15 protein-coding genes are annotated in these 22,306 nt (G+C 47.6%); 9 read left to right on the forward strand and 6 right to left on the reverse strand.

The window, feature by feature from the left end:
* Positions 1 to 34 precede the first annotated feature (34 nt).
* Together guaA and tadA are read left to right on the forward strand one after the other, a co-directional pair.
* Complete coding sequence (guaA, locus tag MJO46_RS18400; protein ID WP_253990574.1) at positions 35 to 1,612, forward strand: glutamine-hydrolyzing GMP synthase; 1,578 nt, start codon at positions 35 to 37, stop codon at positions 1,610 to 1,612.
* A 147-nt stretch (positions 1,613 to 1,759) separates the two neighbouring features.
* A complete protein-coding gene (tadA, locus tag MJO46_RS18405; RefSeq protein ID WP_367880942.1) occupies positions 1,760 to 2,290 on the forward strand; it encodes a tRNA adenosine(34) deaminase TadA in 531 nt (176 codons plus the stop codon).
* 419 nt (positions 2,291 to 2,709) lie between these two features.
* Here the strand turns inward: tadA and mltF are convergent, their stop codons facing one another.
* On the reverse strand, positions 2,710 to 4,143 hold the full coding sequence (gene mltF, locus MJO46_RS18410; protein ID WP_253990575.1) for a membrane-bound lytic murein transglycosylase MltF: 1,434 nt from the start codon (positions 4,141 to 4,143) through the stop codon (positions 2,710 to 2,712).
* A gap of 279 nt (positions 4,144 to 4,422) precedes the next feature.
* Here mltF and purL point away from each other — a divergent pair, with 279 nt between their 5' ends.
* From purL to cydX, 4 genes are all read left to right on the forward strand, one after another.
* Entirely contained in the window at positions 4,423 to 8,304 is a 3,882-nt protein-coding gene (gene purL, locus MJO46_RS18415; RefSeq protein ID WP_253990750.1) for a phosphoribosylformylglycinamidine synthase, read from the forward strand.
* A gap of 1,241 nt (positions 8,305 to 9,545) precedes the next feature.
* Complete coding sequence (locus tag MJO46_RS18420; RefSeq protein ID WP_253990576.1) at positions 9,546 to 11,108, forward strand: cytochrome ubiquinol oxidase subunit I; 1,563 nt, start codon at positions 9,546 to 9,548, stop codon at positions 11,106 to 11,108.
* A gap of 23 nt (positions 11,109 to 11,131) precedes the next feature.
* Positions 11,132 to 12,271 (forward strand): cytochrome d ubiquinol oxidase subunit II, encoded by a 1,140-nt coding sequence (gene cydB, locus MJO46_RS18425; RefSeq protein WP_253990577.1) that lies wholly within the window; start codon positions 11,132 to 11,134, stop codon positions 12,269 to 12,271.
* 29 nt (positions 12,272 to 12,300) lie between these two features.
* On the forward strand, positions 12,301 to 12,417 hold the full coding sequence (gene cydX, locus MJO46_RS18430) for a cytochrome bd-I oxidase subunit CydX (protein ID WP_006082469.1): 117 nt from the start codon (positions 12,301 to 12,303) through the stop codon (positions 12,415 to 12,417).
* Between the two features lie 89 nt (positions 12,418 to 12,506).
* Here cydX and MJO46_RS18435 read toward each other — a convergent pair whose 3' ends face one another.
* The gene (locus MJO46_RS18435; RefSeq protein WP_253990578.1) at positions 12,507 to 14,510 is read right to left on the reverse strand and encodes a methyl-accepting chemotaxis protein; all 2,004 of its coding nucleotides are present in this window, start codon (positions 14,508 to 14,510) and stop codon (positions 12,507 to 12,509) included.
* A 235-nt stretch (positions 14,511 to 14,745) separates the two neighbouring features.
* Between MJO46_RS18435 and MJO46_RS18440 the strand changes: the two genes are divergently transcribed.
* Positions 14,746 to 14,991 (forward strand): YdcH family protein, encoded by a 246-nt coding sequence (locus MJO46_RS18440; protein WP_253990579.1) that lies wholly within the window; start codon positions 14,746 to 14,748, stop codon positions 14,989 to 14,991.
* Here MJO46_RS18440 and MJO46_RS18445 read toward each other — a convergent pair.
* Together MJO46_RS18445 and MJO46_RS18450 are read right to left on the reverse strand one after the other, a co-directional pair.
* Positions 14,976 to 18,056, reverse strand: coding sequence for an efflux RND transporter permease subunit (locus MJO46_RS18445; RefSeq protein WP_253990580.1), 3,081 nt, complete (start codon positions 18,054 to 18,056; stop codon positions 14,976 to 14,978). The genes MJO46_RS18440 and MJO46_RS18445 overlap by 16 nt on opposite strands.
* Before the next feature lie 2 nt (positions 18,057 to 18,058).
* Complete coding sequence (locus MJO46_RS18450) at positions 18,059 to 19,168, reverse strand: efflux RND transporter periplasmic adaptor subunit (protein WP_253990581.1); 1,110 nt, start codon at positions 19,166 to 19,168, stop codon at positions 18,059 to 18,061.
* Between the two features lie 138 nt (positions 19,169 to 19,306).
* On the opposite strand from MJO46_RS18450, the gene MJO46_RS18455 reads away from it, so the two are divergent.
* Both MJO46_RS18455 and MJO46_RS18460 read left to right on the forward strand, forming a co-directional pair.
* Positions 19,307 to 19,933, forward strand: a complete 627-nt coding sequence (locus MJO46_RS18455; RefSeq protein WP_253990582.1) for a TetR/AcrR family transcriptional regulator — start codon at positions 19,307 to 19,309, stop codon at positions 19,931 to 19,933.
* Positions 19,934 to 20,069: 136 nt separating this feature from the next.
* Complete coding sequence (locus MJO46_RS18460; RefSeq protein WP_253990583.1) at positions 20,070 to 20,972, forward strand: DUF6268 family outer membrane beta-barrel protein; 903 nt, start codon at positions 20,070 to 20,072, stop codon at positions 20,970 to 20,972.
* Positions 20,973 to 20,984: 12 nt separating this feature from the next.
* Here the strand turns inward: MJO46_RS18460 and MJO46_RS18465 are convergent, their stop codons facing one another.
* The gene (locus tag MJO46_RS18465) at positions 20,985 to 21,545 is read right to left on the reverse strand and encodes a chalcone isomerase family protein (protein ID WP_253990584.1); all 561 of its coding nucleotides are present in this window, start codon (positions 21,543 to 21,545) and stop codon (positions 20,985 to 20,987) included.
* A 186-nt stretch (positions 21,546 to 21,731) separates the two neighbouring features.
* Positions 21,732 to 22,211, reverse strand: a complete 480-nt coding sequence (locus tag MJO46_RS18470) for a DUF2947 domain-containing protein (protein ID WP_253990585.1) — start codon at positions 22,209 to 22,211, stop codon at positions 21,732 to 21,734.
* Between the last annotated feature and the right edge of the window lie 95 nt (positions 22,212 to 22,306).

The following is a 22,306-nucleotide window of genomic DNA, read 5'->3' on the forward strand; positions in this document are numbered from 1 at the left end:
CCAAGTTAAACAATAGATAAAATAAAGGTTATCCATGAGCGATATTCATGAGCACAAGATACTGATCCTCGATTTTGGATCCCAGTACACTCAACTGATTGCCCGTCGTATCCGTGAAATTGGCGTTTACTGTGAATTATGGGCGTGGGATGTGACCGAAGCCCAAATCCGTGAGTTTGCCCCTAATGGTATTATCCTAGCGGGCGGCCCTGAAAGTGTGACGGCTGAAAATTCTCCCCGTGCACCTGAATATGTCTTTAACGCTGGCGTGCCCGTGTTAGGTATCTGTTACGGCATGCAAACCATGTCTGAGCAGCTTGGCGGTAAAGTGATCCAAGGTGTGGGCGAAGGTGAATTTGGCTACGCTCAAATTGAAATGCTGACAAAATCTGCGTTATTCAAAGATATTGAAGATGCAGTCAATAGCGAAGGCAAACCGCTGCTCGATGTGTGGATGAGCCACGGTGATAAAGTGTCTGCTATTCCCGAGGGATTTGTGGCGGTCGCTAAAACCGATACTTGCCCCTTTGCCGCGATGGCAAATGAAGAGAAACGCTTCTATGGCGTACAATTCCACCCTGAAGTGACCCACACGCGTCAAGGCATGCGGATGTTATCGCACTTTGCCTTAGACATCTGTGGCTGCGCCGCTAACTGGAAACCTTCCTCTATCATCGAAGATGCGATTGAGCGCTTAAAGAAGCAAATCGGCGATGATGAAGTGATTCTAGGCTTGTCTGGCGGCGTGGATTCATCGGTTGTGGCTATGCTGTTGCACCGTGCTATCGGCAAAAAACTGACCTGCGTATTTGTGGATAACGGTTTATTACGTTTGAACGAAGCCGAACAAGTGATGGAAATGTTTGGCGATCATTTCGGCCTGAACATTATCCATGTCGATGCGGAAAACCGCTTCCTCGATGCGATGAAGGGCGTTGCCGATCCTGAAGCAAAACGCAAAATCATCGGCCGTGTCTTCGTCGAGATTTTCGATGAAGAGTCGAAGAAGTGCGTTAATGCTAAGTGGCTAGCCCAGGGCACGATTTACCCCGATGTGATTGAATCAGCTGGCAGCGCCACAGGCAAAGCCCATGTGATTAAATCCCACCATAACGTCGGCGGTTTGCCAGACGATATGGCGCTCGGCTTAGTTGAGCCACTGCGCGAACTCTTCAAAGATGAAGTCCGTAAAATCGGTTTAGAGTTAGGCCTGCCGTACAACATGCTTTACCGCCATCCGTTCCCAGGCCCAGGCTTAGGCGTGCGTGTACTCGGTGAAGTGAAAAAAGAGTACTGCGATTTGCTGCGCCGCGCCGATGCTATCTTCATCGAAGAGCTGCATAAAGCCGACCTGTATAATAAAGTCAGCCAAGCCTTTACCGTGTTTTTACCCGTGCGCTCAGTTGGCGTGATGGGTGATGGCCGTAAATACGATTGGGTGGTGTCACTGCGCGCCGTCGAAACCATCGATTTTATGACCGCCCACTGGGCACATCTGCCATACGATTTCTTAGGCCGCGTATCAAATCGCATCATCAACGAAGTCGATGGCATTTCCCGCGTGGTTTACGATATCTCTGGTAAGCCACCAGCGACGATCGAGTGGGAATAAGTTAATTAATTGAATTAACGATTAAAAGGCGCCGAGTGCGCCTTTTTTGTTGCTGATAGATCTGCTTGGAATGAATGAGTCTGCCGTGAAATGTCAGTGTTTGACTGATATAATCGCGCTTTATTTTGGGCTAGAGAGAAGGTGTCGGTGGAGCAAACGGAGCAAGACGTGCAATTGCAGCAAGACGAACATTGGATGCAGGTCGCGATGCTGATGGCTGAAAAAGCCGAGGCCGAGGGCGAAGTGCCCGTGGGAGCCGTGTTAGTTAAAGATGCCCAGCAGATTGCGACGGGTTACAATTTATCCATTAGCCAACACGATCCTAGCGCCCATGCGGAAATTTTATGTCTGCGGGAAGCGGGGCGTTTGGTCGAAAACTATCGTCTGTTAGACGCGACTTTATATGTCACCCTTGAGCCTTGTGCCATGTGTGCAGGGGCTATGGTGCATAGCCGAATTGCCCGAGTGGTATTTGGCGCCCGGGATGAAAAAACCGGTGCTGCGGGTACAGTCGTGAATTTACTGCAACATCCGGCATTTAATCATCGAGTAGAAGTGACATCGGGTGTGCTAGCCGAGGCCTGTAGCGCCCAATTGAGCCGTTTTTTTAAACGTCGCAGGGAAGAGAAAAAAGCCTTAAAGCAAGCTCAAATAGCGCAGCAGGGATCGGAATCGTAGAGGTTAAGACAGGGGGATTAATCCTGGGATTGGATAAAGGTAAAGAACAGTTTTTGACGATTTAACACTCGGCGATGTCGGACCTTGAGTAAGGTGCGGCGGCGCGATGCATTATTATGGATGGTTTTTTTTCTCATATTGACCCCATTTTTGATTATTTTTATCTGTGTTATTCAATATTGTGATTGTTTCAAGTTTCAGCCTGAAACCGTTTACTGTTGTGACATTATTGACCCTATGACAGTAACAGCTGCGCTTGTGTGCGGCAATCCCCTTGGGCGTATCTGCTTTATAAACCAGCATGTTAATTGCTTAAACGCACTTTAACGCCTTTTCGCTTAATCTAAGATGAAAATAGGCCCAAAGTATACAGAGAAAGTGAGCCTTGGGCGCTAGCGCAAGTTTTTCAGCGTTCACGCTTACTTAGGTTGATCTGGACTCAATGAGCCTTTAGGTAAGCTGGGGGACTCTTCTGCGGTGAGGTCGTTAGGTTCTTCCTCTGGATTTTGGGGTTTAGACTGATTATCGACCCAGACTAAGGTGTCGTAATATCGGCGAATGCTGTCAACGTAATGGACCGCTTCACTGCCTCTGGCGTAGCCATATCGGGTCTTTTGGTAGTACTTTCGTTTTTGCAGCAGCGGCAGAACCTTCTTTACATCCCGCCAGGCATTGGGGTTTAGCTCCATAGACTCAGCCAGTTTGCGCGCATCTTCGACATGGGCATAGCCGATATTATAGGAGGCGAGGGCAAACCACATGCGCTGACTTTCGGGGATGGATTCGGGCAAGCGATTGATCATATCCCTTAGGTAAGCGGCGCCGCCGCGGATACTTTCTTCTGCATCCAAACGGTTTGTAATGCCTATTTCTTTCGCCGTGGGTTCGGTGAGCATCATCATGCCGCGTACTCCCGTGGGAGAACGGGCATTAGGATTCCAATGGGATTCCTGATAGCTGGTGGCCGCCAGCTTACGCCAGTCTAAATCACCCGCGTGGGTCTCAAAAAGCTGACGATAGCGGGGCAGTACGGTCTCTATGGCGCGCAGGAAAGCGCGGGTATCGATATAATCGAAGCGCTTAACGTGGCCAAAGTATTTTTCGTTTAAATGATCGAGTGTGCCAGCGAGTTTTTCTTGGTGCCAAAATGCCAGCAATTGACTCATAAGTTCATCACTGTGGGTGGGCGGTAATAGCCAGACCACATCGAGTTTCTCTTCTAGCACTAGACCAGAGCGTAAATCGGGTAAATAGCGGCGATTGATCTGTACGCTGCTGGAGTCGGCTATGGTGTAGTCAATTTCTTTATTGGCGATCATCGCCAGTAATTCTTCGCTGTCTTTATCTACTACTTGATCCCAGACGAGTGATGGATTGTGTTTTTGCAATTGGGTTAAGGTTTCCACAAATGCCGAGTCAGCAATAACCGTGATTTTACCTTTTAACTCACTGATATTTTTGGGTGTTGGCATACCTTCACGGTAAACCAATACTTGATTGACCCTATATAAGGGCGGGCCGAAGCGAAATTGTTCTCGGCGGGCCGGCGTTTCCGTCATGCCGGCGGCAATGATGTCAATTTCATTGTTTTTAAGGGCTTCATACAGTTCTGCGCGGTTGGTAAAGGGCAGCATTTTTAAGGGCACATTGAGATATTCGGCAAAAAGCACCGCCATATCATAATCGAAACCGCTATTTCCCTGACCCGAGGTCATATAAATTTGCGGTCCGTAAAGGGTCCCAACTCGCAATTCGGTGAGCTTTTTGGGGGCGAATTCTGTTTCGTCCACGGTAACTTGCTGACAGGCTGTCAGTAAGAAACCAAAGATGATAGCGAACAGAAATCGTGTCATTAAATACATTTTGTTAAATAAAATCAATTTGATAAATAGCGAGTGGTCAGTGAGGTAGCAAAGATAAAATGGCTGACGTTGCTGTGATTATATCCGTTTGTCTGGGATAGCGTAAAAAAATCGCACTAGGGGAAAAGAAGAGACCCGACAAAACAGCGCTTTTTATATCACAGGAAACACTGTTTTGCGTAAGGTCACAGGTGATTTGTGACGGACATTTCCCTATAATAGCGCCACCTCTGACCCCTGCAATAATAAATAATAAGGTGAATAGACGTGATGGAGATCATCCGCGGAGCCCCTGCACTCTCGACGTTTAGGGTGCAAAAGCTGATGGAGGCCTGCGAAAACGCGGCGCTTCCGGTACGCCAAATCTATGCTGAGTATGTTCATTTAGCGGATTTGAGCGAGTTGCTCGACACAAATGAACGCCAGCAACTTGAAAAAATTCTCACCTATGGACCTGCGATAGAAGCTCATATCCCCCAAGGTTCACTCCTGTTTGTCACTCCTCGCCCCGGTACCATTTCCCCTTGGTCTTCAAAAGCCACTGACATCGCCCATAATTGTGGCCTTGGAAAAGTGAAGCGTTTGGAGCGGGGCATTGCGTATTATGTCGAGTCAGACGCGCTAACTGCGGCGCAGCAACAAAGCCTCAATGCGCTGCTGCACGATCGCATGGTGGAAGTCATTCTCGATGATTTTGCTAAAGCCGATATGTTATTCAAACGCACTGAGCCAGCGCCATTTAAGAGTGTCAATATTCTTGGGGAAGGTCGCCGTGCATTAGAAGTGGCTAACGTCGAGATGGGGCTGGCCCTCGCAGAAGATGAAATCGACTACTTAGTCGAAAACTTTGTGCGTTTAGGCCGTAATCCGAACGATATCGAATTGATGATGTTTGCCCAGGCGAACTCTGAGCATTGCCGCCACAAGATTTTTAACGCCGATTGGACCATTGACGGCGAGGTTCAGCCTAAGTCGTTGTTCAAGATGATTAAGAATACCTTTGAAACCACGCCTGATCATGTGTTATCTGCCTATAAAGATAACGCGGCTGTGATGGAAGGTTCAGTTGCTGGACGTTTCTTCCCCGATCCAAACGGGGTTTATAGCTATCAAACCGAACCTATGCACGTCTTGATGAAAGTGGAAACCCACAACCATCCAACCGCGATCAGCCCATACCCTGGCGCTGCAACGGGGTCGGGCGGTGAAATTCGTGATGAAGGTGCGACTGGCCGCGGCTCTAAACCTAAAGCTGGCTTAACGGGTTTTACGGTATCAAATTTAAAAATCCCGGGTTTTGTTCAACCATGGGAAGGTCAATACGGTAAGCCAGATCGTATCGTGAGTGCGCTCGATATCATGACCGAAGGCCCCTTAGGCGGCGCAGCGTTTAACAACGAATTTGGGCGCCCAGCCTTAGTCGGTTATTTCCGTACTTACGAGCAGGAAGTGAGTAGCCATAACGGCGTTGAAGTCCGCGGTTATCACAAGCCGATTATGTTAGCCGGTGGTTTAGGCAACATTCGCGAAGAGCATGTACAGAAGGGCGAAATCACCGTTGGCGCTAAGCTGATTGTGCTGGGTGGCCCTGCGATGAACATAGGTTTGGGCGGCGGCGCCGCTTCGTCTATGGCCTCGGGTCAATCGAGTGAAGACTTAGATTTTGCCTCAGTACAACGTGAAAACCCAGAAATGGAGCGTCGTTGTCAGGAAGTGATCGACCGCTGCTGGCAGCTTGGCGATAAAAACCCTATCCAATTTATCCACGATGTGGGCGCGGGCGGTTTGTCGAATGCTTTCCCTGAACTTGTGAATGACGGCGAGCGCGGTGGTTTATTCAACCTGCGTAATGTGCCTTCGGATGAGCCAGGCATGAGCCCGCTGGAAATCTGGTGTAACGAATCACAGGAACGTTATGTGCTGTCGGTTGCCCCTGAAAACCTCGCGCTATTTACGGCAATCTGTGAGCGTGAGCGCGCACCGTTTGCGGTTGTGGGTGAAGCGACGGCGGAAAAACATTTAACGCTCGCCGACAGCCATTTCGATAATAATCCTATCGATTTACCCCTCGAAGTCTTATTAGGTAAAGCGCCTAAGATGAGCCGCGATGTGGTATCGGCTAAAGCGGTATCACCCGCGTTAGCGCAAGATAAGATTGATGTTAAAGAAGCGGTTAAACGCGTACTGAGCTTGCCAACGGTGGCGGATAAAACCTTCCTTATCACTATTGGCGATCGCACAGTTACGGGTTTAGTGAACCGTGACCAAATGGTAGGCCCATGGCAAGTACCTGTGGCTGACTGCGCTGTCACTGCGGCAAGTTTTGATACCTACGCCGGTGAAGCTATGTCGATGGGCGAGCGCACGCCATTAGCACTGCTGGATTTTGGCGCCTCTGCCCGTATGGCGGTGGCTGAATCCATCATGAACATCGCCGGTGCCGATATAGGTTCATTTAAGCGCATTAAGCTTTCTGCTAACTGGATGTCTGCCGCGGGTCACCCCGGTGAAGATGCGGGCCTTTATGAAGCGGTGAAAGCTGTGGGTGAGGAGCTGTGTCCAGAGCTGAGCCTGACTATTCCCGTCGGTAAAGACTCAATGTCGATGAAGACCGCATGGCAACAAGATGGCGAGAACAAAACCGTGACATCGCCTATGTCGCTGGTCATCACTGCCTTTGGTGTGGTGCAGGATATTCGCAATACAGTGACACCAGAGCTACGTACCGATAAAGGCGAAACGTCTTTACTGTTAGTGGATTTAGGCGCGGGCAAAAATCGTTTAGGCGGTTCTTGTTTAGCCCAAGTGTTTGGTGAGTTAGGCGATGTTGCGCCGGATCTAGACGATGCGGCACTGCTGCGTGGTTTCTTCGAAACCATGCAAAATCTGGTGGCTAAGAAGTCGATTATCGCTTACCACGACCGCAGTGATGGTGGTTTATTCACTACCTTAGTGGAAATGGCCTTTGCCGGTAATACAGGCTTAGATATCGATGTAGAAGATCTGCAGGGCACGGATTTAGAAAGACTCTTTAATGAAGAGCTTGGCGCTGTGCTGCAAGTGAGCCGCGACAATGCGGCGAAAATTGCCGCTCAGTTTGCCATCGCGGGCGTGCCTTGCCATGTGATCGGCACATTAGCCGATGATCAACGCATCACCATTAAAGATGGCGCGCGTGAAATTTTCAGTGATAGCCGTGTGGCGTTGCGTACCTTATGGTCAGAAACCACCTATCGTATGCAAGCGCTGCGTGATAACCCCGCCTGTGCGCTGGAAGAGTTTAAGCTTAAGCAAGATGAAACCGATTTAGGTTTAACCGTTAACTTAAGTTTTGATCCAAGCACTGATGTTGCCGCGCCTTATATTCTTAAGGGCGCAGCGCCTAAGATGGCGATTTTGCGTGAGCAGGGCGTTAACTCCCACGTGGAAATGGCAGCTGCTTTTGACCGCGCTGGATTTGAAAGCCGCGATGTGCATATGTCGGACATTTTATCTGGCCGTATTAGCCTAGAAGAGTTCCAAGGTCTGGTGGCCTGTGGTGGCTTCTCCTACGGTGACGTATTGGGCGCAGGTGAAGGTTGGGCTAAGTCGATTCTGTTTAACGAGCGTGCCCGCGATGAGTTTTCGCGTTTCTTCGAACGTGACTCAAGTTTTGCCCTTGGCGTGTGTAACGGCTGTCAAATGCTATCGAACCTGAAAGAAATTATCCCAGGTAGCGAGCACTGGCCACGTTTTGTACGTAACCGCTCAGAGCGTTTTGAAGCGCGTTTCAGCTTAGTTGAAGTGCAACAGAGCCCATCGTTATTCTTCCAAGGTATGGCCGGTTCACGTATGCCTATCGCCGTATCCCACGGGGAAGGTCTGGCTGAGTTTGCTAGCCCTGAAGCGTTGGCGATTGCCGAAGCGTCAGGCACTATTGCGCTGCGTTTTGTTAATGGCAAGGGCGATATTGCGACTCAGTATCCACAAAACCCGAACGGCTCGCCTAATGGTTTGACTGGGATTTGTACCACCGATGGCCGCGTGACGCTGATGATGCCGCACCCCGAACGTGTGTTCAGGACAGTGGCGAACTCTTGGCATCCGGATGCTTGGGGTGAAGATAGCCCTTGGATGCGTATGTTCCGTAATGCCCGAGTGACCTTAGGCTAAGCGGTTAAAATGTAGAGAATTAGTTCGAGAAAGTGATAAAAAAGGAGCGAAATTTTCGCTCCTTTTTTTATATTTAAAATGCACTTTTACAAAAACATTTATATTTCAATCCTTTCACCTATATTGCAAATATTCTAATGGATAGATGTAGGAAAATGTTCATTTAAAACAATAATTACCCCTTAATGGGTAGAATGTGCAATCGTACTATTTAAATACTACCAATGTGTTAGGTATTCTTTGGTTTAACAGAGCCCAGCCATAAAAGAAAAAGCCCCCATCTCTTGGAGATGGAGGCTTGTTTTGCGCTAACAAAACTTCAAGTTAAATCAAAATCTATGCTGAATAAGCGATAAAATCTTACAGCTCACGAGCTGTATAAAGTTCAACGAAAACACGCTTATAGCTGTTAACCAGACGTTCAAATAAGTTTGTCATATCTCTATCTCCACACCAAAGTTAATACCAATGTGCGCGAAGTGGGACTTGTCTGGGGCGTTTCACCAGAACTGTCAAACCGTCTCCTTAACACAGGACATATATTAAGCAGTTCGACGAATGTTATCAAACGAGAAAAAATACGTTTTTAGATTAAAAAAACTAATCCATAAAAATTGATTTGTTGTGTTTTTTGAATTTGTTTTATTTTAACTTATTGAATTTACTTGTTTGTAATTTTATCCGTGATTATTTTAACTTATTTTTATTTAGTAAATTTGTTGTTTAAAAATTGTTTGTTGTTGTTTTTGTTGGTTAGATGTCAATTATTGGTTGAGATGGCTAAAAACGTTGGTTTTTACTGAATGAAATTGTCTCTCTACTCCGTTTGTTTGCCTCTGTCAACTGCGAGTTGATGGGAAGTGTGTGCCCCGCCGCAAAACCCATCTAAACCCTTGAGTTTGATTGATTTGAATCAAAGGCGGGTGGTATAAAATACTCACAAATGAAAACGAATAAATATCTTAACTATCTGATATTTATATCAATGAGATCATTTGATTGATTGGGTGGTGAGGTGTTTGTCTCAATGCCGAATAATAGTGTGACTCATGTCTCAGTATGTGATGGAAATAGGGACTTTTAGGCCTTGCTGCCTCGATGTAATGCTAAAGATAAAATTTAACGGTTTATACTGACCTCAGCTATAAACACAGAATGAAAACTCACTATCCTACAAAGGCACTTGCTATGAATGGCTTAGATTGTCATGGCAATTGGACGCACCACGTAAGGAGTCACCGATGATTGTTGAAGAGGTTGTTGAGCTATCGCGGCTGCAGTTTGCGCTGACAGCCATGTATCACTTCCTGTTTGTTCCCTTGACATTGGGGTTGGCATTTTTGCTGGCTATCATGGAATCACTGTATGTGATGACAGATAAACAAATTTATAAAGATATGACTAAGTTCTGGGGTAAGTTATTTGGTATTAACTTCGCCTTAGGTGTTTCAACGGGTTTAGCGATGGAGTTCCAGTTTGGTACTAACTGGTCTTATTATTCGCATTATGTGGGTGACATTTTTGGTGCACCACTGGCCATTGAAGGTTTAATGGCATTCTTCTTGGAATCTACCTTTGTGGGTATGTTCTTCTTCGGTTGGGATCGTTTCACTAAGCGTCAACATTTAGCTGTGACCTGGTTAGTCGCCTTTGGTTCTAACTTCTCAGCCCTGTGGATCTTAGTGGCAAACGGTTGGATGCAAAACCCTGTGGGGTCAGTATTCAATTACGAAACCATGCGCATGGAAATGACCAGTTTCGCCGAAGTGGTATTTAACCCTGTGGCTCAGGTGAAGTTTGTTCACACTGTCGCGTCGGGTTATGTGGCGGGGGCTATGTTCGTGCTTGCCGTCAGTGCTTACTACATCCTTAAGAAGCGTGACTTACCCTTTGCCCGCCGTTCATTTGCGATTGCCGCCAGTTTTGGTATGGCATCAATCCTGTCGGTTATCGTCTTAGGTGACGAATCAGGCTATAAAGTGGGTGAAGCACAGCGTGTTAAGTTAGCGGCAATCGAAGCCGAGTGGCACACTGAGCCTGCGCCTGCAGCCTTTACTGCCGTGGGTTTCCCAAATCAAGAAACCATGCACACCGATTATGCGATCAAAATTCCTTATGCTATGGGCATAGTGGCAACACGCTCATTGGATGAAGAAGTAACCGGTATTCGTGACTTAATTACCGAGCACGAAGTGCGTATCCGTAACGGTATGAAAGCTTATGAGATGCTCGTCAAACTGCGTGCCGGTGAAGATACACCTGAACTGCGTGCAGCCTTTGAAGAGGCAAAAGTCGACCTCGGTTACGGGTTATTACTCAAGCGTTATACCGATAACATAGTCGATGCGACCGAAGAGCAAATTCAAGCCGCGGCTAAGGATTCTATCCCGAATGTGGCGCCCATTTTCTGGAGCTTCCGGATCATGGTGGGATTAGGTTTCTTCATGCTTCTGGTGTTTGCTGCAGCGTTCTGGCAAAGCACACGTCACCAAATCGAAGAGAAAAAATGGGTACTTAAGGCTGCGCTTTTCAGCTTGCCATTACCTTGGATTGCGATTGAGTGTGGTTGGTTTGTGGCCGAGTATGGTCGTCAACCTTGGACCATTTCTGAGGTATTGCCGACCTTTATGTCTGCATCGAGTTTAACGACCGGTGACTTATGGTTCAGTATTCTTTCTATCACCCTGTTCTACACAGTGCTGTTGGTGATTGAGATATTCTTGATGCTTAAGTTTGCCCGCCTTGGACCTAGCAGTTTAAAGACCGGCCGTTATCACTTCGAGACTAATGCTTCGCAAAATTAGAAGCCTAAGCAGAGGATTTCATTATGTTTGATTATGAAATATTGAGAGTTATCTGGTGGGCTCTGATCGGCGTGCTGTTCATCGGATTTGCGATTACTGACGGTTTTGACATGGGTGTCGGTGCGTTACTGCCCATCATAGGCAAAGACGATACCGAGCGCCGTATTATGGTCAACACCATCGCCCCCCATTGGGATGGTAACCAAGTGTGGTTAATTACGGCGGGTGGTGCGTTATTTGCCGCTTGGCCTATGGTGTATGCAGTGTCTTTCTCTGGCTTCTATGTGGCCATGATGATAGTGCTGTTTGCCTTGTATACCCGTCCTGTTGGGTTTGATTACCGCTCTAAGATTGAAAATCCAAAATGGCGTAAGTCATGGGATTGGGCCTTATTCTGTGGTGGTTTTGTGCCTCCGCTGATCATAGGCGTGGCCTTTGGTAACTTATTGCAAGGTGTTCCATTTAACTTTGATGAGTTCCTGCGGGCAACTTACCACGGTGGTTTGTTCGGACTGTTGAATCCATTCGGTTTACTGGCAGGTCTTGTCAGCGTAAGCATGTTTATGATGCAAGGTGCTGCTTGGTTACAAATGAAGACCGACAGTGAGCTGAGGGTGCGTGCGGCGAAAGCAACACAATTCTTCGCATTGCTAGTGGCGGTGTTATTTGCTGCGGCAGGTGTGTGGTTGGCTAATGGCATCGATGGTTATGTCGTGACGTCGACCTTGGATCACAGCGCCGTTTCTAACCCTACGATGAAGACTGTGGCCGTTGAAGCTGGCGCTTGGTTAGCTAACTATGACAAGTACCCTGTGACTATGCTGTTCCCTATTTTGGGGGTGGTATTGCCGCTGTTAGTGATCCTTGTGAGTCGCTTTAATCGCTCAGGTTTTGCGTTCCTATTCAGCTCACTGACTGTGGCTATGGTGATTTTGACCTGTGGCGCGGCTATGTTCCCATTCGTCATGCCATCATCACTGGACCCTAATGTGAGCTTGACCATGTGGGATGCGACTGCCAGTGAAATGACATTAACGGTAATGACTTGGGCGGCGATTATCTTCGTTCCAATCGTGTTAAGTTACACTGTATGGACTTACTTCAAGATGTTTGGTCGTTTAAACCGCAAACATATTGAAGATAACAAAGCCTCACTCTATTAATGTTTACGAAGAATTAAGGAGCACCTGCTATGTGGTATTTCACGTGGATATTAGGGGTTTTGTTGGCCTGTTCTTTCGGAATTATCAATGCCCTGTGGCTTGAGAATACGGAGAACATGGACAGATCGGCAGATGATGCCGAGTAACGCCTAAGCTTGATTAAAAAACCCCGCGGATGCGGGGTTTTTTATTGACCGTTTTCGAGAATCTAGATTCTAGCGTCTAACGCCTAGAACTAGGCTTTAAATTGGCTTATTTGTCGTTTTAACGCCACGGCTAAGGAGGATAACTCATCGGCCGACTGGACTGCCTGCACAGCGCGTTGCTCACCTTCGTTGGCTAATTCACTGATCTGATGCAGGTTATGGGTGATCTCCTCTGCCACACTGCTCTGTTGCTCGGTTGCCGAGGCAATATTACGTGAGCTGATGGCCAGTTCACCGATACGCTGGGTGATTTCCTTCAGTTGCTCGACCGTCGCTTCACCTTGGGTTGCCGATGCCATGCCTAGCTGATGACTTTGGGCCATTTGTTCTGTGGTGCTTTTCACTTGAGTTTGCAATTTATTGATAGTTTGTCCTATTTCTAGGATAGAAGCTTGGGTGCGCTGGGCTAAGGTTCTCACCTCATCGGCAACGACCGCAAAGCCTCTACCTTGATCGCCTGCCCGCGCCGCTTCAATCGCCGCGTTGAGTGCCAGTAAGTTTGTTTGCTCCGCAATACTGTTAATCACTTCGGTGACTTTACTGATGGCTTCACTTTCTTGGCTGACTTTCTCAACGGATTGGTGGCTGTTATTCAGTTGTTGGCTGAGTTTTAGCAGATCTTGCACTACTTTAGCCTGTTGGTTTTGGCCTGCTTTCGCGGCTAAGTCTACCTGTTGACTCTGATTGGCCCCATCCTGTGCATGGTTAGCAACGTCGCGGATTGAGGTCGACATTTCTTCGATGGCCGTGGCGATTTGATCGGTTTGTAACATTAAGGCCTGGGCTTCTTCGCCATTTTGTTTGGCGATGCTCTGTGCCTTGGCGGCCTGTTGCTCTAGGCTAGTTACAGAACCCTGCAATGCGATCATCAGTTGCCTTAACTCCGAAGACATGGTCGATACACTAGTGGTGATTTTATCGACTTCATTTTGACTCTGTGGTACCGATGGCGGCAACGGGCGGCTAAAATCCCCTCGTCCTAAGGTTTCCATATGCACTTGCAGGGCATGCAGAGGTTTGAGTGAACGCACTAACACTAGTGACAATAATACGGTTATCAGTGCTATGCCTGTGATGGCGACAATGGCGTTGATCGTGAGTAAGTGCAGGCTTTCTTCGTTGAGTTCTTTGGCTTTGACTTGGCCTACCATCATCCAATTCCAGCCTCTGACCATTTGGGTATAGGCAAACATGGGTTCATTTTTGCTGTTGCTATAACGCCAATCTGTATCAGCCTGCATGGCTTGGGTTAGGCTCAAGCCATCGAGCATAGATTCAGTGACGGGCTCATTGGCCGTAAACTGCGGGTGTGCGATAAGGACTTGGTCTACGTTGCGCATGAGCAGAAAGTTGCCACTCTCTTCTAAGGTGAGTTTGTTCACGGCTTGTTGCAATTGCAGCAGGGAGTTAGTGATCTCAAACCCAACGTACAAGATCCCAATGACTTGGCCCTGTGTGTCCTTCACGGGGCGATAGATTGTCATATAGTCTTTACCGAAGAGTTTGGCGTAACCTTCGTATTCATTACCGCCGAGAAGGACTTGATAGCCTGGATGGGTTTTACCTAGGTAAGTCCCTAGTGCGCGGCTACCATCGGCTTTTTTAACCGAGGTTGAAACCCGCATAAAATCATCGCCATCACGCACGAAGACGGTGGCATTGCCACCTGTCAGATTAGCAAAACGATCGACCTTACTTTTTGAGGAGTTAATGTGTTCTTGTTCGTGCATGAGGATAGGGGAATTCACCCCCATAATGCTGACGCTTTGGTCCGATTTACTGAACTGTCCAGGATACATTTCCTTAAAGACATCGGCGTTACGTCTTGCCAGTTGCAGAAGACTGTCATATTGCAGTTCTAACATATCGGATACGGCGTGCATTTCGGCCTTCATCGCACTGATGCCTTTATCTTCGAGTACATTCGAAGCCGCTTGGTAGGACAGGGTACTGAGTATGCTAAAAATGATCAGGGTAAGAAAAAAGGCAAGGGCACCAATCTGTTTTGCAATCGGCCAATTGTTATAGTTCATTATGCGCTCCTAAAATATACAGGTTAACGCTAATGTAATCTAAGTTGTACCTAATGGTCTTGATATGAGTCTAAGATTTCCTATCTTTATAACGAGTTCGGCGCCTTTTCGTGGAAAACACCAATATTAATGGCATGTTTGCGTGGCATACGAATTGGCATAGTCAGCCAAGGGTAGACTAAGCTGCTTAGGGATGTGCAATTTACTGAATTTTAACATTAACAGGAGTGTCACTATGCTGGGCGAGAATCACGCATTAATCTATGAGTTTCCTGATTTTTCCGATCAAATTAAGCATCTAAAAAGCAATAATGCCACCTTTGCGACTATGGCGGGTCGTTACCATGAATTAGACCATAAGATTCGGGCATTGGAACTCACCAAAGTGCCCACCGCCGATGAGCACTTTTTGGCATTAAAATTAGAGCGTTTAAACCTCAAAGATAAGCTGTATCAGTACCTAGTTCAGGATGCTATCTGAGATTGGAGCACCGAAGGGTGACACTTTTCTCGCTTCTTCATCAGTAGTAGATACATAGTCGGTACCCATACTAGAGATAACAGAGTCGTTAGTAGTGTGCCGCCAGCGATAGCAATCGCAAATGGCGGCCAAAACCCACCCCCCGCGATGATAAGCGGAATAAACCCGCCCACGGTTGTAATGGTTGTCGAGCTAATATGGCGGCCGCAACTGCTGACTGTGCTGATTATGGTTTCTTTGTCGCCGAGTCTGGCGCTGGGGATATCTTCAAGTTCGGCCAAGATCACTATGGCGGCATTGATAGCAAGTCCCATTAATCCTAGTAATCCAATGATCACAGGAAAGCCAAAGGGATAACCGAATACAAAGACCGCGAGTAAACCCAGTCCCGCAGACTGCAGCGCGCTGAATAAAATGATGGCGGTCAACCTAAAGGAGTTGAAGGACAGTACAACAGTCGCCAGCAGCAAGGTCACAACCAGCATGACGTTGGATAGCAAGTTACCGACAGCTTCGTTGCGCTTTGCACTTTCGCCTCCAATTTCAATTCGATAGCCGGAGGGCAGAGGTAACTGGCTCATGGCGTCTTTTACATCATTGAGTACTTGGGCGGGTAATACTCCACTGACGATATAGGCTTCTATGGTATTGACCCTTTGGCCGTTGCGCCGCGGAATAGCGCCACGACTGACTTGCACTTCACTGTGGGCGAGGGCAGAGAGTGCGACCGCTTCACCCGAAGGTGTCACTAATTGAATTTCTGAAAGTTTGCTCGCCTGCTCACGACTGCCATCCCCGAGCCTGACTCTAACGGGTAGGGATTCTGTTTGTTCCAACACGCTGCCGCCTATGACTCCTGTGGTCGACATTTGGATTTGCTTGGCAATATCGCTCAAGCTCAGGCCACTCATTAAACTCGCATCTTCATTAACCTGCAGCCACACCTTAGGGGCCCCTGCACTGAGGGTCGCACGGGTATGGATCACATCGGGCGTTGCGGCAAGGATATTGCGAACTTCATCCCCTAGGGAGCGCAATGTGTCGAGGTTAGGGCCGAAGATCATCAGTTCTACTGGAGCATTAAAAGGAGGGCCCTGCTCTAATTTGCGCACTAGGACCTGCGCTTCGGGGAATTGACTATCCAGTTGCCGTTGTAATTGGGGAATAAGCGCATTGGCGCGTTCAAAATCAGTCACTTTTACCATGGCTTGGGCGTAGTTTGTCGCGCCTTGCTGCCGCTGGGTTAGGTTGTAATAGAATGAGGGCGTGTTGCCACCGACGACCCAATCGACTTGTGTGATACCTTCCACCTTATGCAGCAGTTTATCCATTAAATCGACTTGATTTAAGGTGTTTTCTAGGCTGACATGGGGAGCGAGATACACTTCGACTTGGAACATGTCCCTGTCCGAGGGCGGAAAAAACTGTTCAGTCATTTTGCCCGAGGCATAGAACCCCAATGCCGGAATAATGCCTATTACGACCGCGCTCAATATGGGGCGTTTTAGTGCGGCCCTTAGGCTGGCTTGAAAGTAGCCACTGATAAAGGGAACATTGATCCCATGTTGATACCAAACATCGTTTTTGCCTTCATGGCTAAACCGTCCCGCCAGCCCTGCAATTAAGGTGTGGGAAATCAAGTACGAACCTAGTAGTGCAAACATCACCGACATGGCGATACCACCGACAAATTCCCCCGCGGCGCCGGGCATGAGCACTATAGGCGCAAAGGCCAAAATCGTCGTAATAGTGGAGCCCGCTAGCGGCAGCCACAGGTGATGTAGGGTCTCGCTCACTGCGGCTAATCGGCCCATACCCTGTTGGCGGCGCTGGGCGATGGCATCGACGATCACAATGGCATTATCCACCATGATCCCAAGGGCAACGACCAGACCTGTGACCGACATTTGATGTATCGGCAGTCCAATATATTTCATACAGGCCAAGGTAAATAACGCGGTCAAAGGCAAAGAGATGGCCACTATTACGGCATTCCTTAGGCCGAGGGTCAGCAGGAGCACCAATAAAATGATCACAAAACCTTGGATTAGATTCACGACTAATCCGCCGAGGCGCTCACTGGTATAGCTGTTTTGTTCGAACAACCATTGGATTTTGATATTGGCTGGGATATCACGATTGAGTTCTTCAACGACCTTGTTAACTTGTAACTGCCAGAGATCGACGCGGGTATTATTCAGCATACGGGCGGCAACAAATACGCCCTGTTCACCATCGACTAGGGCTAGGCTGTCCGCTGGGGTTTTAGGTTGACGGGAAATGCTGGCAATATCCCCAAGACGGATAATTTGCCCTTGGGTATCGACCTTTAATGGTACTTGGCGAATGCGGGTTTGTGAGTCTAGCTCACCCGAAACCTCGACTAAGGCTCGAAATGCTTGGTTGTTGATCTCACCCGCGGCAATTTTACTATCGGCGCCATTGAGTATTTGGGCGATAGCGGCAGGGGTGAGCTGTAATTGGCTCATTTTATTGCCATCGAGCTGAACTAAGATTTCCTCCGTTGGTGCGCCGTAGAGTTTAACAAAGTCTGTGCCGGATAGTAGCCTTAGGCGGCTCTGTAACTCCTTGGCATAGCGGTTAAGCATGTCCACTCGAACGGGCGTGTTGGCGTTCCACACTAGGCTTAAAATGGCAGTATAGGCATAGCCGATTTGATCATCTAAGGTTGGCGTTTGAGTGCCGTCTGGCAGTGCGTTTTTGGCATCGGCGAGTAAATCCCTCGCCCTCGACCATACGGGATCTGTCTCCATAACCGTGTCTTTTAGCTCCAATTGGATAACCGAGATACCGGGTCTGGATGTGGATTGGATCAGTTTGATTTCTTCTAGGCGGCGCAGTTGATTTTCTAAAACTTCAGTCACTAAGGCCTCAACCCTTTCGGCCGAAGCCCCGGGATAAGGTGTAATGACCGAGGCGAAGCGGTTGGTTATATGGGGGTCTTCGGTGCGGGGGAGGCTAGAAATAGCACCAAATCCAGCAACGAGCAGTAGGGCAATAACGAGGCTGACTAAACGGCCATTTTCAACGAAGGCTTTGATCATTATTACCTCGTCGATGCAATGGTAGTGGGGGTGACCACTTGGCCAACGACTAATTTATGCAGCCCCTGGCTGACATAATTCTCGTTCGCCTGTATGGCCCCTTGGATAAAAGCCCTATCTTGGGTGGTATAGAGGATCTCCACATCACGGCGTTCGATTTTCGCCTCATCTGAGTTTGTGGTGACAAGGTATAAATTCCACAGGCCGCGAATACCATCGGTGAGGGCGGAGATGGGCACCCAGTAACCCGCTTGTGCCACTGTTTGCTTTTGATGCAAATAGGCTATTTCACCATTAATGACCCGCGCATCCTTAGGTAGACTAATGCGTAGTTGCAGGGTGCGACTAATGGGATTCACCTCGGCACTTATTCCGGCAATCTGCGCGATAAATGTTTGATCTTGAACGCTGATATTCACATCTTGTCCCGGGGTAAATTGGTTGGCTATGGCCACGGGAACACCGATATAGGCTTCTGGATTAACATTGCCAACCAAGGTAAATACAGGGCTGCCAGCGGTAACGACTTCACCTAAGTTATGCTGACGTTGGCTGATAGTGCCATCAAAAGGTGCGAGTAATTTGGATTTATCGAGTTTGAGTTGATTGGCATGTTGCGAGGCCTGTAAACGCTGTTTAGCCGCTTCTAGACTCATTAATTGGCCGCGGTTCTCATCGAGCAATTGCTCGGACACATAACCCGATTTTTTGAGCTCGAGGTTACGTTTTAAGGTGCTGGTGGCAAGATCGACATCGGCTTGAGTTTGCAACAGACTCGCTTGTATTTCCTGATGTTCGGCATCCAGCAGTCGAGTGTCTAATCTTGCTAGCACTTGCCCCTGAACCACTTTAGTCCCGCTGTTGACTAAGAGCTCGCTCAATTTACCCGAGAGCTCGAATCCGACACCTGTGGTATTGCCGGCTCGGATCGTGCCTGTATAGGTTTGCTCACGCTCGTAGCTAGTCGATAACTGTAGCGGTGCAGTGACCACAGTTTGTAATGCAGCGGTATTAGCGTGTTCGGTCACTTCCTTTTGGCAGGCTGTTAAGGCCGATATAGCCAATAAGCAAGCGCTAATGGTACGCCAAGAACGTCGGGCTATGTGGTCCATTGCAATTCTTCCGTTGTGAGCTTTAGGTTAAATTTATGTAACTAGACTTGTTAGTCTAGTTGCGCAAAACTGGACTGTCTAGTCTATTTTGTGCTTAACTAATACCAATTTATTATGTCTATCTATTCGAGAGTTGATATGACACATTCCGCTGAAAGGCCATTACCCATGAGCCGTAGTGAGCAGAAAAGACAGCAAGTTCTTGTTGCTGCAATTGATTTATTTTGCCGTCAAGGTTTTCCCCATACCAGCATGGATGAAGTCGCAAGACTCGCTGGGGTTTCTAAGCAAACTGTGTATTCCCATTACGGCAGTAAAGATGAGCTCTTTGTGGCGGCGATTGAATCGAAATGTGTTGGCCACAATCTGAATGATGATTTGTTAAAGGATCCCGCTCAACCCGAGTCAACCCTCACACAATTTGCCCTACAGTTCGGCGACGTGATTGTCAGCCCTGAGGCTATCACCGTCTTTAAAGCCTGTGTCGCCCAGTCCGACAGCCATCCCGAAGTGTCGCGGTTATTTTTTGAGGCTGGCCCTAAACATATGGTCGCTATGTTGTCTGGCTATTTAGCTTCGGTAGAAGCTTTAGGTCAATATCGGTTTGGTAATGCCCATCACTGCGCCGTAAGGTTGTGTTTAATGCTCTTTGGTGAGTTGAAACTCAGGTTAGAACTCGGACTGGATGTTGAAGGGTTAATGCAAGAGCGCGAAACTTATATCCGCGGCTGCGCTGAGATGTTTTTAAAGGCTTATCGTGTTTAAGTGCATCATTTACATTTAAAGATTGAACCTTTCCCCTATTGTCAGCGTATTATCCACAACAATACATTTACTCTTTAAAGTACAAGGATCTGGCGTGATAAATCATCATTCTACACTCAGCAATATAAGTCCGCTTATGTTAAAAACTAGCCTATTGCTGGTGGTTGTTTTTAGTAGTGTAACTATCGCGGCTGAAAAACCAGCGACTGAAAATAAGCGTTTTAAGCTCAGTGTGTCGCAGATAAGCACGCAGAGCACCGCGGTTGCTAATGGCGATACTGAGCTCCAAAGGGACAGTTTGCTGTTAAATGCGGGGATGAATATCCCATTGAATCGACAATGGTCCCTTGGGTTACGGGGAGGCTATGACAGACTCGATTACGATTGGCGTCAAATTACCCTCAACGGTGCCAACAATGTGTCAAGCCTCTTCGGTGCGACAGGGCAAAGTTGGGATCATATTGACCGATATCGCGCCAGTGTTTCTTTAAACTATCGCATGGATAAACATTGGGCCTTCTTTTTAGCACCACAGATCCAATATGCCTATGCCGATACGGCTTCGGCCAGCAATGCCCAGAGTTACGGCGTCGTCGCTTCGGCTATGTATGCCTTTGATTCGGGCAATATGATTGGTTTTGGTGTCGCTTATCTTAATGATATTGATGAAGTTCGCACAGTTCCCTACCTTGCGATGCGCTGGCAGATAAATGAACATTGGACACTGGCCAACCCCTTCCAAGCCGGGTTTAGCGGTCCCGCAGGATTGGAGCTGAGTTACCAATTTAATCCTGATTGGAATATTGGCTTAGGTAGCGCACGGCGAACGGAGCGATTCCTGATAGAGGACGATGATACTGCAGTCGAAACCAATGAGTGGGTGGGCTATATTCGTGGTGGCTGGCTGGCAACACCTGCTCTATCGGTAAATCTTTACGCCGGATACTATTTCAATGGTGAGTTAGAAGTGACGCGCCAAGCTGCACTCGAGATGGATAACCAAGGCGCAGCGGCCTTGGATATCGAATTTAAATTCTAATTTTAATGTTAGTTATTTGCCCAGCATCGCCTCTTTAAGGCTTTTCTGGGCAGGTTTATCGCCTAGCCAAATCTTTAACAGCGCTTGACGGAACATCTCACCTTCGATGGTGGCTTGTTCTTGGCCATTCTTAAAAGCGGTCACACCGTGAGCCTTGCTGGTCGCGAGGGTGAACTGATCGCCTTGTTTAATTTCCTCATTAAACAGCGCCATAAAAGCATCAATTTGCGGTTGAATATCGGTGGTGTTATCTGCCGTCGCTTGCTCAAAACCTTCGGTGATCGCATCGCGCATTTTTTCAGCGGTGATCATGTCAGAGGTAATGTTAAGACGGATAGCGGCAACCGGAGCCTCTAAAACAGCAATAGTGCTGCTGAGCTGTGATGGTACATAGAGGCTGCCCACGTACAAATCCATAAAAAATTTACTGCGAACCCCAGCGCCATTTAGCTGTAAGGATTGGTTTTCAAGCATTATAGTGTCGGCGACTTCTATGCCAGAGATAGACTTTGCATAGGAAATATTAGGTAATAATAGCGCTGTAGCTAAGGTTAGTGTTGAGAGTAACTTCATAATACACCTCATATCATATTGTTTTAGTTATATTTGTGCGGTTCATTCCATTAGCAATCCGAGGATACAATGCTGTGAACGCGAACCTGATACTAATCGAAAGGAAGGGGGAGTGATAGCCTAATCAATGCTTAGTTACCACTCACTTTTGGCATTTAACGCTTAAAAACGCGATTTTATGCAGGATTAACCGCGAATACCTAACTTGTACTGACCATTCTGCTCAAACATAACAGCTTGTTTTTGTTTAGGAGAAATAAGAATTGGGCCATCGTCGAAAAATAAAAAGCACTTCCAGTTGCGGACAAACACATCCCAGCGTGTCTCGATAATTTGGTATTTCTCATAGCAAAAATACACTGGTGTTTCGTCTGGCCACTGGATAAATTCGGCCAACATTTCGGGTAGGTTGCTATCTTCGCTATCCCAAGCACTCTGCCAATGATCCATTTTTGTCCAAGCATTGGCTTTCGCTGCCCAATCCCCCTTCGTAAATTGCTCGGCACGACTACTCTTATTGCTGATCCATTGATTCCAGATTTCCATCGATGATTTCTCTGTCAGAGGTTTAATCGAGAGTTTATCTTCATCGGTTACAGGTAAATCTTTATGGTTAAAAATCCATTTACGTTTGTAATGTTCGAGAGAGACGTACGTAAGCAACAATCGAATTCTCCTGCTGGTGATATAATGGTGGAAGCTGATTTTCAGCAGTTGTTATGGACGCTGTATTATACTCAATAGGTTATTTTTGTGAATAA

The organism is Shewanella sp. KJ2020 (genome assembly GCF_024197625.1).
GTDB lineage: Bacteria > Pseudomonadota > Gammaproteobacteria > Enterobacterales > Shewanellaceae > Shewanella.